This is a genomic window from Enterobacter cloacae complex sp. 370H10, assembly GCF_050031535.1.
Taxonomy (GTDB): domain Bacteria; phylum Pseudomonadota; class Gammaproteobacteria; order Enterobacterales; family Enterobacteriaceae; genus Enterobacter; species Enterobacter intestinihominis.
Window position 1 is genome coordinate 3,763,421 of the sequence record NZ_JBLGWG010000001.1, and the last position, 13,896, is coordinate 3,777,316.

The 13,896-nt window shown below is 55.6% G+C and carries 9 protein-coding genes; 2 read left to right on the forward strand and 7 right to left on the reverse strand.

Going from position 1 to position 13,896, the window contains the following annotated elements:
• Window positions 1-44: 44 nt before the first annotated feature.
• On the reverse strand, window positions 45-752 hold the full coding sequence (locus tag ACQG2Q_RS18530) for an N-acetylmannosamine-6-phosphate 2-epimerase (RefSeq protein ID WP_063849457.1): 708 nt from the start codon (window positions 750-752) through the stop codon (window positions 45-47).
• Window positions 752-2,311: a maltose/glucose-specific PTS transporter subunit IIC gene (locus ACQG2Q_RS18535; RefSeq protein ID WP_063849478.1), complete on the reverse strand. Its 1,560-nt coding sequence runs from the start codon at window positions 2,309-2,311 to the stop codon at window positions 752-754. The genes ACQG2Q_RS18530 and ACQG2Q_RS18535 overlap by 1 nt, the downstream gene beginning before the upstream one ends.
• Before the next feature lie 166 nt (window positions 2,312-2,477).
• Here ACQG2Q_RS18535 and ACQG2Q_RS18540 point away from each other — a divergent pair, with 166 nt between their 5' ends.
• Window positions 2,478-3,302, forward strand: a complete 825-nt coding sequence (locus tag ACQG2Q_RS18540) for a MurR/RpiR family transcriptional regulator (RefSeq protein ID WP_015571725.1) — start codon at window positions 2,478-2,480, stop codon at window positions 3,300-3,302.
• A 52-nt stretch (window positions 3,303-3,354) separates the two neighbouring features.
• Here the strand turns inward: ACQG2Q_RS18540 and eno are convergent, their stop codons facing one another.
• From eno to rlmD, 5 genes are all read right to left on the reverse strand, one after another.
• A complete protein-coding gene (gene eno / locus ACQG2Q_RS18545) occupies window positions 3,355-4,653 on the reverse strand; it encodes a phosphopyruvate hydratase (RefSeq protein ID WP_022649201.1) in 1,299 nt (432 codons plus the stop codon).
• An 82-nt stretch (window positions 4,654-4,735) separates the two neighbouring features.
• A complete protein-coding gene (gene pyrG, locus ACQG2Q_RS18550; protein ID WP_022649202.1) occupies window positions 4,736-6,373 on the reverse strand; it encodes a glutamine hydrolyzing CTP synthase in 1,638 nt (545 codons plus the stop codon).
• A 223-nt stretch (window positions 6,374-6,596) separates the two neighbouring features.
• A complete protein-coding gene (gene mazG / locus ACQG2Q_RS18555; protein ID WP_022649203.1) occupies window positions 6,597-7,388 on the reverse strand; it encodes a nucleoside triphosphate pyrophosphohydrolase in 792 nt (263 codons plus the stop codon).
• Window positions 7,389-7,454: 66 nt separating this feature from the next.
• Window positions 7,455-9,686 carry a GTP diphosphokinase gene (gene relA / locus ACQG2Q_RS18560; RefSeq protein ID WP_063849458.1) on the reverse strand — a complete coding sequence of 744 codons (2,232 nt, stop codon included), beginning with the start codon at window positions 9,684-9,686 and terminating at the stop codon, window positions 7,455-7,457.
• 51 nt (window positions 9,687-9,737) lie between these two features.
• On the reverse strand, window positions 9,738-11,036 hold the full coding sequence (gene rlmD, locus ACQG2Q_RS18565; RefSeq protein WP_022649205.1) for a 23S rRNA (uracil(1939)-C(5))-methyltransferase RlmD: 1,299 nt from the start codon (window positions 11,034-11,036) through the stop codon (window positions 9,738-9,740).
• Between the two features lie 57 nt (window positions 11,037-11,093).
• On the opposite strand from rlmD, the gene barA reads away from it, so the two are divergent.
• Window positions 11,094-13,853 carry a two-component sensor histidine kinase BarA gene (barA, locus tag ACQG2Q_RS18570; RefSeq protein WP_032626010.1) on the forward strand — a complete coding sequence of 920 codons (2,760 nt, stop codon included), beginning with the start codon at window positions 11,094-11,096 and terminating at the stop codon, window positions 13,851-13,853.
• The last annotated feature ends 43 nt before the right edge of the window (window positions 13,854-13,896 follow it).

Genomic DNA, 13,896 nt, shown 5'->3' on the forward strand with positions numbered 1-13,896 from the left:
GTTAAGGGAATAAACGATAAGTATCGCAGATCCCCGTCAGATGATCATGCTCCATCGGTGCTTTGCGCGCCAATTGCCGCCATAAACCGTTCCGTAATTTGCTGCGGTCGGGTGATCGCCCCGCCGACGACAACCGTATGCGCCCCCAACTCCAGACACCTGGCCGCACGATCGGGGGTATCCACGTTACCTTCGGCAATCACGGGGATCGTGGCGGCAGACAGCACCTCTTTCAAAAACGCGCAGTCATTTTCCGGTAGCGAATGGCCCGCGGTCTCTGCCGTATAACCGTAAAGGGTGGTTCCGACACAATCAAACCCCAGCGCCTGCGCGGTCACGGCCTCCTGCACGGTGGCAATATCCGCCATCAGCAGCAGCGAAGGGTAACGGGTGCGGATCTGCGCGATCAGCATGTCCAGCGATACGCCACCGGGCCGTTTCCGGGCGGTCGCATCCAGCGCAACGATGTCCGGGGCGACCGCCATCAGCTCATCCACTTCTTTGAGCGTCGCGGTGATAAACACCTCGCTATCCGGATAGTCCCGTTTGATGATGCCGATGACCGGCAGTGAGACCAGCCCTTTGATAGCCTTGATATCCACCACGCTATTGGCGCGGATCGCAGCGGCACCGCCCTGGGCTGCCGCCAGCGCCATTCGCGACATAATAAACGGGCTGTGCAGCGGTTCATTTTCCAGCGCCTGGCAGGAGACGACCAGTTTTCCTTTCAGGTTATCCAGTACAGTTTTCATTACGATAAGATCTCTTCCACTTCGTTTTTGATAATGGTGACGTGCGGGCCATAGATGACCTGGACACCGTTGCCGCGGACGATAACGCCGCGCGCGCCGGTCGCTTTCAGTGCTGCTTCATTGACTTTGCTACCGTCTTTCACCGTGACGCGAAGACGCGTGGCGCAGCAGTCAACGTCATCCAGATTGTCTCTTCCACCCAATCCGGCGATCACCGCCGCGGCACGCTCGCTTTGCGGCAGGGTAGCCTCGTCAGCCAACGCCTCCTTTTCACGGCCCGGCGTGGCAAAATCAAAACGTTTAATCAGATAGCGGAAAGTACAGTAGTAAAGGAAGAACCACGGTACGCCTACCAGCGGGACGAACATCCAGTTAGTTTTCGCTTCACCCTGCAAAATGCCGAACAGCACGAAATCAATAAACCCGCCGGAGAAAGTTTGCCCGATGGTGATATGCAGCATGTGCGCGAGCATAAACGCCAGCCCGTCAAACAGCGCATGAATGACGTACAGCACCGGCGCAATAAACAGGAATGAGAACTCGATGGGCTCGGTAATGCCCGTCAGGAAAGAGGTTAACGCCGCTGACAGCAGCAGCCCGGCTACGCGCTTCTTGTTCTCGGGTTTAGCCGTGTGGTACATCGCCAGGCAGGCGCCGAGCAGGCCAAACATCATCGTGATAAAGCGCCCGGACATGAAGCGCGACGTGCCCTCATAGAAGTGCTGGGTGTTCGGGTCCGCGAGCTGAGCGAAGAAGATCCGCTGCGTGCCCTCAACCAGGTGACCGTTAACAATTTCACTGCCGCCAAGCGCGGTAGTCCAGAACGGCAGATAAAAGATGTGGTGCAGGCCAAACGGGCCAAGCATGCGCAGGATAAAACCGTACAGCAATGTCCCCAGATAGCCGGTGGCATCCACCAACCCGCCAAGGCCAAAGATCAGCTTCTGAAAATGCGGCCAGACCACGGTCATCAGCGCGCCGACAAGTATCGCCGCCAGTGAGCTGATAATGGGTACGAAGCGTGAGCCGCCAAAAAAGCCAAGGAATTGCGGAAGCGCGATTTTATTAAACCGATGATGCAGTGCGCAGGTCACAAGCCCAATAACGACCCCACCAAACACGCCCGTTTCCAGCGTCTGAATACCCAGCGTCATGCCCTGCCCTACGGCGCCCGGGTTCTCATGCGCCAGTTTTCCGGTCAGGATCAGCAGCGCATTGATAGTGGCATTCATCACCAGATAAGCGAGTAATGCCGCCAGCCCTGCCGTACCTTTATCATTTTTTGCCAGCCCAACGGCGACCCCAACAGCAAACAGTACCGACAGGTTTGCGAACACAATCGAGCCTGCACTGCTCATGATGGTAAAGATGGCCTGTAGCCAGCCAACGTCTAAAAATGGATACGCGGTAAGCGTATTCGGATTCGATAGCGCCCCGCCGATCCCCAACAACAGACCTGCTGCGGGCAGTATGGCGATAGGTAACATAAAGGATTTGCCAAAGCGCTGCGCTTTTTCAAACCATCCGCCGGAAGACGCTCCGCTGAACATTTGCATCATATTTTTATCCCCCTGGTTGTTGATGAAAATTTTTACCATATATAATTTTAATTGTGAAAATTACCACCAAAAACCAGGACGCCGATCATACTTTTTCGAAATGACTGGCATCTCTCCCCCGCTTTCCGCCACACTAGTTGGCAGAGAAACGCATTAAGGATCTAGCATGTCGGACCATGAAAACCTGCTGCTGAAGCTACGCCAGGAGGCTTCCGGGTATAGCCCAACGCAACAAAAACTGGGGGAGTTTGTTCTCAACGATCCTGCCAGGGTGCTCTACCTGACGATCACCGAGCTGGCGCGTGAAAGCGGCACCAGCGAGGCCAGCGTCACACGCCTTTGCCGCACGCTGGGCTGTAAGGGATATAACGAATTTAAAATGGCGCTTGCGCTGGATATTCAGCAGGGTTTGCCAGAGCGTCAGGCAGGAGATGCGATAGATAACGTGGTGGATGAGTCTGTCCAGGCGCTGCAAGATACCGCAAAACTCCTCGACCGGGCCCAGCTTGAACAGGCGACACTGGCCCTGCATCAGGCGCAATCAGTGCAAATTTACGGGGTGGCGGCCAGCGCGATTCTGGGGGAGTATTTGCATTACAAGCTGCTGCGACTCGGCAAACCTGCACAGCTGTTTAGCGATATGCATCGCGCCGCCATGAATGCGACGACGCTCTCGAAAGAGACGCTGGTGGTGGCCATCTCAAGTTCTGGCTCTACACGGGATCTGCTTCACGTGGTGAAACTCGCCCGCAAGCGTGGCGTTAAGGTACTGGCGCTCAGCAATACACCCCGCAGCCCGCTGGCCTCCCTGAGCGATTTACAGCTGGTTGCAGCCAAGCCCGAGGGACCGCTGAGCGCGGGTGCGCTCAATGCCAAGGTTGGCGTGATGCTGCTGGTTGAACTGCTTACCACTTCCCTTATCGCAGTAGACAGCCATTACGGTGACGTAAGCCAGCAAACGGCCAGCGCCACGCTGCCGCTTCTGCTATAGAAAACAAAAAACCCGCCGAAGCGGGTTTTTTCATAAGAACGAAAGTTCAGGCTTATGCCTGGCCTTTGATCTCTTTACGACCGTTGTAAGGTGCTTTTTCGCCCAGCGCTTCTTCGATACGAATCAGCTGGTTGTATTTAGCAACACGGTCAGAACGGCTCATAGAACCGGTTTTGATCTGGCCAGCAGCGGTACCCACAGCCAGGTCAGCGATGGTAGCGTCTTCAGTTTCGCCAGAACGGTGAGAGATAACAGCGGTGTAGCCAGCGTCTTTCGCCATTTTGATCGCAGCCAGCGTTTCGGTCAGAGAACCGATCTGGTTGAATTTGATCAGGATGGAGTTAACGATGCCTTTCTCGATGCCTTCTTTCAGGATCTTGGTGTTGGTTACGAACAGATCGTCACCAACCAGCTGGATTTTGTCGCCCAGTACTTTGGTCTGGTATGCGAAACCATCCCAGTCAGACTCGTCCAGACCGTCTTCGATAGAAACGATTGGGTACTGTTTGGTCAGGTCTTCCAGGAAGTGGGTGAACTCTTCGGAGGTGAATGCTTTGTTGCCTTCGCCAGCCAGAACGTATTTACCGTCTTTGTAGAATTCAGATGCTGCACAGTCCATCGCCAGGGTGATGTCTTTGCCCAGCTCGTAGCCTGCTGCTTTAACCGCTTCAGCGATAACAGCCAGCGCTTCTGCGTTAGAACCCAGGTTTGGCGCGTAGCCACCTTCGTCACCAACAGCAGTGTTCATACCTTTAGCTTTCAGAACTTTAGCCAGGTTGTGGAACACTTCAGAACCCATACGCACCGCTTCTTTCAGGGATTTCGCGCCAACAGGCTGAATCATGAATTCCTGAATATCAACGTTGTTGTCTGCGTGCTCACCACCGTTGATGATGTTCATCATTGGTACAGGCATGGAGTATTTGCCTGGGGTGCCGTTCAGTTCAGCGATGTGCTCGAACAGTGGCATACCTTTAGCAGCAGCGGCTGCTTTGGCGTTCGCCAGGGAAACTGCCAGGATTGCGTTCGCACCGAAGTTAGATTTGTTTTCAGTACCGTCCAGATCGATCATGATCTTGTCGATGCCAGCCTGATCTTTGGCATCTTTGCCAACGATAGCCTGAGCAATAGGACCGTTAACAGCGCCAACCGCTTTCAGTACGCCTTTGCCCATGAAACGGGATTTGTCGCCATCACGCAGTTCCAGCGCTTCGCGGGAACCTGTAGATGCGCCTGATGGAGCAGCAGCCATACCGACGAAACCACCTTCCAGATGAACTTCGGCTTCAACGGTCGGGTTACCACGGGAGTCGATGATTTCACGACCGATGACTTTAACGATTTTGGACATTAGATTTTCCTCAGTACAAGTTAAACTAAAACTCCAGACAAACAACGCGTACCAGGGGTACGCGTTGCCGTTCTAACTTTTTTTACTTCGCCTGACGCTTCTGGTACTCGCTGGCGGCTTTCACGAAGCCTGCAAACAGCGGATGCCCGTCACGCGGCGTTGAAGTAAATTCCGGGTGGAATTGGCAGGCCACGAACCACGGATGGTTTGGCACTTCGATGATCTCGACTAACTGATCATCCCCGGAACGGCCCGCAACACGCAGACCCGCAGCTTCAATTTGTTTCAACAACATGTTGTTGACTTCATAGCGGTGACGATGGCGCTCGGTAATCACCGGCTCGCCGTACAGCTTGCGAACCACGCTATCGTCTGACAGCTGGCAGGCCTGTGCGCCAAGACGCATGGTGCCACCCAGATCGCTCTTCTCGGTACGGACTTCGACGTTACCGTCTTCGTCGCGCCATTCCGTAATCAGCGCCACGACAGGGTACTTACAGTCTGGCACAAATTCCGTAGAGTTCGCGTTTTCCATTCCCGCTACGTTGCGCGCAAATTCAATCAGCGCAACCTGCATACCCAGGCAGATGCCGAGGTATGGAATATTGTTTTCACGCGCATAGCGTGCAGTGGCGATCTTGCCTTCAACACCACGGTAGCCGAAGCCGCCAGGGATGAGAATCGCATCCAGATCTTTGAGAATTTCAACGCCGCGCGTTTCAACATCCTGCGAATCAATCAGCTTGATGTTGACGGAGACGCGATTCTTCAGACCACCGTGCTTCAGCGCCTCGATAACTGACTTATAGGCATCCGGCAGTTCAATATACTTGCCGACCATACCGATAGTCACTTCGCCGCCCGGATTGGCTTCTTCGTAGATCACCTGCTCCCATTCAGACAGGTTAGCTTCCGGACAGTTCAAGCTGAATCGTTTACAAATATAATCGTCCAGACCCTGTGATTTCAACAGGCCCGGGATTTTATAAATGGAATCGACGTCTTTCATTGAAATAACGGCTTTTTCAGGCACGTTACAGAACAATGCAATTTTCGCGCGTTCGTTCGCCGGAATCGCACGATCGGAACGGCAAACCAGGATATCAGGCTGAATACCGATGGAGAGCAACTCTTTAACGGAGTGCTGAGTCGGTTTGGTTTTCACTTCACCTGCTGCCGCCATGTAAGGCACCAGCGTCAGGTGCATGAACAGCGCGTTCTCACGACCAATATCTACCGCCAGTTGACGAATCGCTTCGAGGAACGGCAGGGATTCGATATCCCCTACGGTACCGCCGATTTCAACCAGCACAACGTCATGCCCTTCGCCACCGGCAAGGACACGCTCTTTAATGGCGTTAGTGATGTGTGGGATGACCTGCACGGTCGCGCCCAGGTAGTCACCACGGCGCTCTTTACGCAGAACGTCAGAGTAGATACGGCCAGTCGTAAAGTTGTTACGACGGGTCATTTTGGTACGGATGAAACGCTCGTAGTGGCCAAGATCCAGATCGGTTTCAGCGCCGTCTTCAGTAACGAACACTTCCCCGTGTTGGGTTGGGCTCATGGTGCCTGGATCGACGTTGATGTACGGATCCAGTTTCATCATGGTCACATTGAGGCCACGGGCTTCAAGAATGGCTGCGAGGGAGGCTGCGGCAATGCCTTTACCCAGAGAGGATACGACCCCGCCGGTCACAAAAATATAGTTCGTTGTCATGCTGAACCTGAGAAGTTAGGGTGAAACGATGGAATAACCAGGACGGGAAAGTAGTATACCCGAACACGACGAGCGCCACAAACTTTCATTCTCCGTCTCCTTCCCAGGCCATGACAAACATAAGGAGTGAGAAAATAGCCCCTTTTGGGTAAATGTTTTTGACACAAATCAAGCGCTTGTCATTTAAAAAATCACACAAATTGCGCTTGATCGCAAAATTTCGTTAGAGATCATGTTCCTGGCGTTTTACTTCCTGCCAGACTTCTTCCATCGCCTCGAGGTCAATGCCGCTCATTTCCAGGCCGCGCGAGGCCACAATGCGCTCAACTTCGCGGAAGCGACGTTCGAATTTAATGTTCGCTTTTTGCAGGGCGGTTTCCGCTTTTACACCGAGGTGGCGAGAAAGGTTGACGGTCGCGAACAGCAGATCGCCCATCTCCTCTTCCAGCTTTGCTTCATCCACAACGGCCTGCTGCGCTTCATGCATCACTTCGTCGATCTCTTCGTGCACTTTTTCCAGCACCGGGCCGAGAGAGGTCCAGTCAAACCCTACCGCCGAGCAGCGCTTTTGAATTTTGTGCGCGCGCATCAGCGCAGGAAGGTTCAGGGGAATGTCGTCCAGCGCCGAGTGCTGGGATTTTTCAGCGCGTTCGGCGCTTTTGATCTGCTCCCAGCGCGCCAGCACTTCCGCACTGTTGCCTGCGGAGGCATCGCCAAAGATATGCGGATGACGGCGCTCCAGCTTGTCGCTGATAGCGGCGCAGATGTCGTCAAAGTTAAAGCGCCCCTCTTCCTGCGCCATCTGTGCGTAGAACACCACCTGGAACAGCAGGTCGCCCAGCTCACCGCGCAGGTCGTCGAAATCTTCGCGCGAAATCGCATCCAGCACTTCGTAGGTCTCTTCCAGCGTGTAAGGCGCAATGGTGGCGAAAGTCTGCTCTTTATCCCACGGGCAGCCGTTTTCCGGGTCGCGCAGGCGTTTCATGATGCCAAGCAGGCGGTCGATTTGAGTCATAGTTCTGTCCTGATGTCAAAATGCCGGGTGGCAGCGTTGCCTTACCCGGCCTACAGAAGAGGATGTTTAGCCGCCGTGCAGACGACGCGCGTCAATCACATCCGGCACCTGGTTCAGTTTACCGAGCACCCGGCCCAGCACCTGCAGGTTATAGATTTCGATGGTCATATCGATGGTGGCAAGCTGCTCGCGGGTATCGCTGCGGCTGGCAACGCCCAGCACGTTGACCTTCTCGTTGGCGAGAATCGTGGTGATGTCGCGCAGCAGGCCACTGCGGTCGTTGGCAGTGACGCGCACCACCAGCGAGTAGCCAGCGGAGTAGCTTTCACCCCAGACGGCTTCCACGATACGTTCCGGCGCATGCGATTGCAGCTCAGCAAGCTGATCACAGTCGGAGCGGTGAATTGAGATCCCGCGCCCCTGGGTGATAAAGCCGACAATATCGTCACCCGGTATCGGCTGGCAGCAGCGGGCAATATGGTGCATGAGGTTACCCACCCCTTCAACCACCACGCGGCCATTGTCCTTGCTGCGCTGCTGCGGAGCGTAGGTTTTCTGCTGGAGCTGTTTCAGCGCTGCCGCATCCTGCTCTGCCGGGCTTGGCTTGTTGAACTGCGCTTGCAGGAAGTTCACCATCTGGTTCAGGCGGATATCGCCGCCGCCAATCGCCGCTAACAGTTCGTCGAGCTCGTTGAAGTTGTAGCGCGGCAGCAGGAACTTCTCCGCCTCTTTCAGGTTTATCCCGATATGCTCCAGCTCGTCGTCAAGGATCTGACGACCGGCAAGGATATTCTTGTCACGATCCTGCTTGCGGAACCAGGCGTGAATTTTAGAGCGCCCGCGGCTGGTGGTCACGTAACCGAGGTTTGGATTCAGCCAGTCGCGGCTTGGGTTTGGCTGCTTCTGGGTGATGATTTCAATCTGGTCACCCATCTGTAGCTGATAGGTAAACGGTACGATACGTCCGCCGATCTTCGCCCCGATGCAACGGTGCCCCACGTCGCTGTGAATGTGGTAGGCGAAATCGAGCGGCGTAGAGCCTGCCGGCAGATCAACCACATCCCCTTTCGGGGTAAAGACGTAGACGCGATCGTCGAAGACCTGACTGCGCACTTCGTCGAGCATTTCGCCGGAGTCGGCCATCTCCTCCTGCCACGCAATCAGCTTACGCAGCCAGGCGATACGGTCCTCGTGACCGGAGCGCGCGCCGCCGGAAGTGCCTTCTTTGTACTTCCAGTGCGCGGCGACGCCCAGCTCGGCGTCTTCGTGCATCTGTTTAGTACGGATCTGAATTTCCACAGTTTTGCCGCCGGGGCCGAGCACCACAGTGTGGATGGACTGATAGCCATTCGGTTTGGGGTTCGCGACGTAGTCATCGAACTCATCCGGCAGATGGCGGAAGTGAGTATGTACTATCCCCAGCGCGGCGTAGCAGTCCTGGAGACGCTCCGCCACGATACGCACGGCGCGCACGTCAAACAGCTCGTCAAAGGCGAGGTGTTTCTTCTGCATTTTGCGCCAGATGCTGTAGATGTGCTTCGGACGCCCGTAGACCTCGGCGCGCACATTCTCCTCTTTCATCGACTGGCGCAGCCCGCTGACAAATTCCTCGATATAGTGCTCGCGGTCGATGCGGCGTTCGTGCAGCAATTTTGCAATGCGTTTGTATTCCGCCGGATGCAGATAGCGGAAGCAGTAATCTTCCAGCTCCCACTTCAGTTGCCCGATACCCAGACGGTTCGCCAGCGGCGCATAGATATTCGTACACTCTTTGGCGGCCAGGACGCGCTCGTCTTCCGGGGCATCCTTCACTTCGCGCAGATGGGCAACCCGTTCGGCCAGCTTGATAACCACGCAGCGAAAATCATCCACCATCGCCAGCAGCATGCGGCGGACGTTATCCACCTGCTCGGAAGAGACAGAATCCGTTTGCGCGGCTTTCAGTTGACGGATGGCGGCCATATCACGCACGCCGTGGATGAGCGCCACGACGGACTGGCCGACGCTTTCACGCAGCACGTCTTCCGTCACCACGTTAGCATCTGCCAGTGGGAACAGCAGCGCGGCCTGTAGCGTTTCGATATCCATGTTAAGCATGGAGAGAATTTCAACCATCTCCACGCCGCGCCACAACAGCAGTTCAGCGTCCGGATGCCCCTGCGTTGTGCGTAAACAATAGGCCCAGGTTTCGGTTAAGCGTTCACACGACTGCTGGCTGGAAATCCCCAGACTTGCGATCCATTTTTGAGGGTCAAACTCACCAGCTTTATTTAAATGTGCACTTCTTACCGCAACCATCGTCCTCTCCTTTAGGGACAAGGGCCTGTCGAAGTCGACAAGCCAAACTCATTAGATGTGCTCGAACAACACCATTGATTCCAGATGTCCAGTGTGCGGGAACATGTCCAGCATTGCCAGACGCCGAATCTGGTAACCCCCGCTCAATAATGCTTCGCTGTCACGGGCCAGCGTCGCCGGGTTACAGGAAACATAGACCACGCGTTCAGGCGCGAGTTTAATTATATGCTGCATCACGCCCGGCGCACCTGCGCGCGCCGGATCGAGCAGGATCTTATCAAAGCCCTGCTTAGCCCACGGTTGCTGAGTAACATCATCCTCAAGATTTTGATGAAAGAATGTCACATTTTGCAAGCCGTTCTGTTGGGCGTTCTCCTGGCCTTTCGCCACCAACGCCTCAACGCCTTCCACCCCGACCACGCTTGCGGCTTTGCGGGCCAGCGGCAGGGTAAAGTTACCCATACCGCAGAACAGATCGAGCACCCGATCGGTGGGCTGGACGTCAAGCCACGCCAGCGCGTTCGCCACCATCTGCTGGTTCACGCCGTCATTGACCTGGATAAAATCCCGCGGGCTGAACGTTAAGCGTAGCCCGTCTGACGCATACCAGGGCGCGTCTCCGCTAACCTGCTCAAGTATCTCGCTTTGCGGCGCGAGGAAAAGCGCAAGCTCATGAGAATGCGAAAAGCGTTCCAGTTTTTCGCGATCTGCCCTGGACAGCGGTGCGGTGTGGCGCAGCACCATCAGCGGGCCGCCGTTGGCCAGCACCAGTTCGACATGGCCCAGCGAACGCACACCATCCAGCGATGCAAGACAGTGGTGCACGGCCGGGAGCAGTGCCTCAAGTTGGGGCACCAAAACAGGGCATTGCGTGATGGAGACGATATCGCTGGAGCTGGCTTTGCGAAAACCCATCTCCAGCCTTTCAGTTTTTGGCTGGTAGCTTAGACTCAGGCGAGCGCGGCGACGGTAGCCCCACGGCTGGTCAGCAACGATGTCACTGACGTCATGTTTTAGCAGGCGGGCCAGCGCGTTGCTTTTACTTTTTTGCTGTAATTCTGTGCTGGCATGCTGTTGCTGACAGCCTCCGCAAACGCCAAAATGGGGGCAGCGAGGCGTCACGCGCTCCGGGCTATCATTAAGACGGCGCTTGACCTGGCCGCGCGCATACTGGCGTTTGTCTTCCGTCAGCGTAATATCTGCGCGTTCTCCTGGCAGCAAACCTGTGATAAACAGTGTCTTACCCTTGTGACGCGCTACCCCCTGTCCAAAAGGATCGAGGTCAGAGGCTTCAACAGTTATGATCTGACGCGTCGTCACGCGTCGTTTTGCAGAGTAGAATTGCGCCATCGCCGAGATTGTTCTCAAATAAACATAATTAGCCTGATTGTCCCATAACGGAACTCCATGACCAACTACAGCCTGCGCGCGCGCATGATGATTTTGATCCTCGCTCCTACCGTTCTCATCGGTTTGCTGCTGAGCATTTTCTTTGTGGTGCATCGCTATAACGATTTGCAGAGACAGCTTGAAGATGCCGGGGCCAGCATTATCGAACCGCTGGCCGTCTCCAGCGAGTACGGTATGAACCTGCAAAACCGTGAATCCATTGGTCAGTTAATCAGCGTGCTGCACCGCCGTCATTCAGAGATTGTGCGCGCCATTTCCGTTTACGATGAGCATAACCGTCTTTTCGTCACCTCGAATTTCCATCTGGATCCCACGTCGCTGAAAATCCCGGAAGGTACCCCTTTCCCGCGTCATCTCACGGTCCTGCGGCGCGGCGATATCATGATCCTGCGCACGCCGATTATCTCAGAAAGCTATTCACCCGACGAATCCGCCCAGTCCGATGCGAAGTCCAGCAATAATATGCTGGGATATGTGGCGCTGGAGCTGGATCTCAAGTCGGTGCGGCTCCAGCAGTACAAAGAAATATTCATCTCCGGCGTGATGATGCTGTTCTGTATCGGCATCGCGTTGATCTTCGGCTGGCGGCTGATGCGCGACGTCACGGGGCCTATCCGTAACATGGTGAATACCGTTGACCGGATCCGCCGGGGTCAGCTGGACAGCCGCGTGGAAGGCTTCATGCTCGGCGAGCTGGATATGCTGAAAAACGGCATCAACTCAATGGCGATGTCGCTGGCGGCTTATCACGAAGAGATGCAGCACAACGTTGACCAAGCCACCTCTGACCTGCGCGAAACGCTGGAGCAGATGGAGATCCAGAACGTGGAGCTGGATCTGGCGAAAAAACGCGCTCAGGAGGCGGCCCGTATTAAGTCTGAGTTTCTGGCGAACATGTCGCATGAGCTGCGCACGCCGCTGAACGGGGTGATTGGCTTCACCCGTCTGACGCTCAAAAGCGAGCTCAATCCGACCCAGCGTGACCACCTGCATACCATTGAACGCTCAGCCAACAACCTGCTGACCATTATTAACGACGTACTGGACTTCTCGAAGTTGGAAGCGGGCAAGCTGATTCTGGAGAGTATCCCCTTCCCGCTGCGCAGCACACTGGATGACGTGGTCACGCTTCTCGCCCACTCCTCGCATGATAAGGGGCTGGAACTGACGCTCAATATCAAAAATGACGTACCGGATAATGTCATTGGCGACCCGCTGCGCCTGCAACAGGTCATCACCAATCTGGTGGGCAACGCGATTAAGTTCACCGAGAGCGGCAACATCGACATTCTGGTCGAAAAAAGGGCGCTCAGTAATAATAAGGTCCAGATTGAAGTTCAGATCCGGGATACCGGCATCGGCATTCCGGAGCGCGATCAGTCGCGTCTGTTCCAGGCGTTCCGCCAGGCCGATGCGAGCATTTCCCGTCGGCACGGCGGAACGGGCCTGGGTCTGGTGATCACCCAAAAGCTGGTGAAAGAGATGGGAGGCGATATCTCCTTCCACAGCCAGCCTAACCGGGGCTCGACCTTCTGGTTCCATATCAATCTTGATCTTAATCCGAACGTGCAAACCGACGGTCCGGTCACCGACTGCCTGAAAGGGATGCGTCTGGCCTATGTGGAACCGAACGCCGCCGCGGCGCAGTGTACGCTGGATGTATTAAGCAGCACGCCGCTGGAGGTGGTCTACAGCCCGACCTTCTCCGCGCTGGCGAACGATCATTACGATATTCTTTTGCTGGGGATTCCGGTGACGTTTACCGGAGAACTGACCATGCAGCAGGAACGGCTGGCGAAGGCGGCCTCAATGACGGACTACCTGCTGCTGGCTCTGCCGTGCCACGCCCAAATCAACGCCGAAGAGCTTAAAAACGACGGGGCGGCGGCATGTCTGCTGAAACCCCTCACCGCCACACGGCTGTTACCTGCGTTGACCGAATATTGCCGTCTGACGCATCAGTCCCTGCCGCTGGAAAACGACGAACATAAGCTGCCGATGACAGTGATGGCCGTGGATGATAACCCGGCAAACCTTAAGCTGATTGGCGTGCTGCTTGAGGATCAGGTTCAGCACGTTGAGCTGTGTACCAGCGGCGCCGAAGCCGTAGAACAAGCCAAACAGATGCAGTTTGACCTGATCCTGATGGATATTCAGATGCCGGGCATGGATGGCATCCGCGCCTGCGAATTAATTCGTCAGCTTCCGCACCAGCAGCAGACGCCCGTGATTGCCGTGACGGCGCACGCGATGGCGGGACAAAAAGAGAAACTGCTGGGTGCGGGCATGAACGATTATCTGGCGAAACCGATTGATGAAGAGAAGCTGCACAGCCTGCTGCTGCGCTACAAACCGGGGCACATTGGCGGGACGTACACCATTTCAGCTGAATCGCCGGAAATCAGCGTTAACCAGAATGCCACGTTTGACTGGCAACTGGCGCTGCGCCAGGCAGCAGGCAAAGCCGATCTGGCCCGCGATATGCTGCAAATGCTGGTGGACTTCCTGCCTGAGATCCGTAACAAGGTTGAAGAACAGCTGGTGGGCGAAAACCCTGATGGGCTGCTGGAGGCCATCCATAAACTGCACGGTAGCTGCGGCTACAGCGGCGTGCCGCGGTTGAAAAATCTCTGCCAGTTGCTTGAACAGCAGCTCCGCGCGGGTACGCCAGAATCCGATCTTGAGCCGGAGTTTCTGGAGCTGCTGGACGAGATGGACAACGTGACGCGGGAAGCGATGAAGGTGTTGGGAAGCTAAGAAAAAGCCCGGTGGCGCTTCGCTTACCGGGCCTACAGGAGCA

Bases quoted from the DNA above. Each gene is read 5' to 3' on its own strand.
- ACQG2Q_RS18530 (WP_063849457.1), bottom strand. From the start codon at position 752: ATGAAAACTGTACTGGATAACCTGAAAGGAAAACTGGTCGTCTCCTGC.
- ACQG2Q_RS18535 (WP_063849478.1), bottom strand. From the start codon at position 2,311: ATGATGCAAATGTTCAGCGGAGCGTCTTCCGGCGGATGGTTTGAAAAA.
- ACQG2Q_RS18540 (WP_015571725.1), top strand. From the start codon at position 2,478: ATGTCGGACCATGAAAACCTGCTGCTGAAGCTACGCCAGGAGGCTTCC.
- eno (WP_022649201.1), bottom strand. From the start codon at position 4,653: ATGTCCAAAATCGTTAAAGTCATCGGTCGTGAAATCATCGACTCCCGT.
- pyrG (WP_022649202.1), bottom strand. From the start codon at position 6,373: ATGACAACGAACTATATTTTTGTGACCGGCGGGGTCGTATCCTCTCTG.
- mazG (WP_022649203.1), bottom strand. From the start codon at position 7,388: ATGACTCAAATCGACCGCCTGCTTGGCATCATGAAACGCCTGCGCGAC.
- relA (WP_063849458.1), bottom strand. From the start codon at position 9,686: ATGGTTGCGGTAAGAAGTGCACATTTAAATAAAGCTGGTGAGTTTGAC.
- rlmD (WP_022649205.1), bottom strand. From the start codon at position 11,036: ATGGCGCAATTCTACTCTGCAAAACGACGCGTGACGACGCGTCAGATC.
- barA (WP_032626010.1), top strand. From the start codon at position 11,094: ATGACCAACTACAGCCTGCGCGCGCGCATGATGATTTTGATCCTCGCT.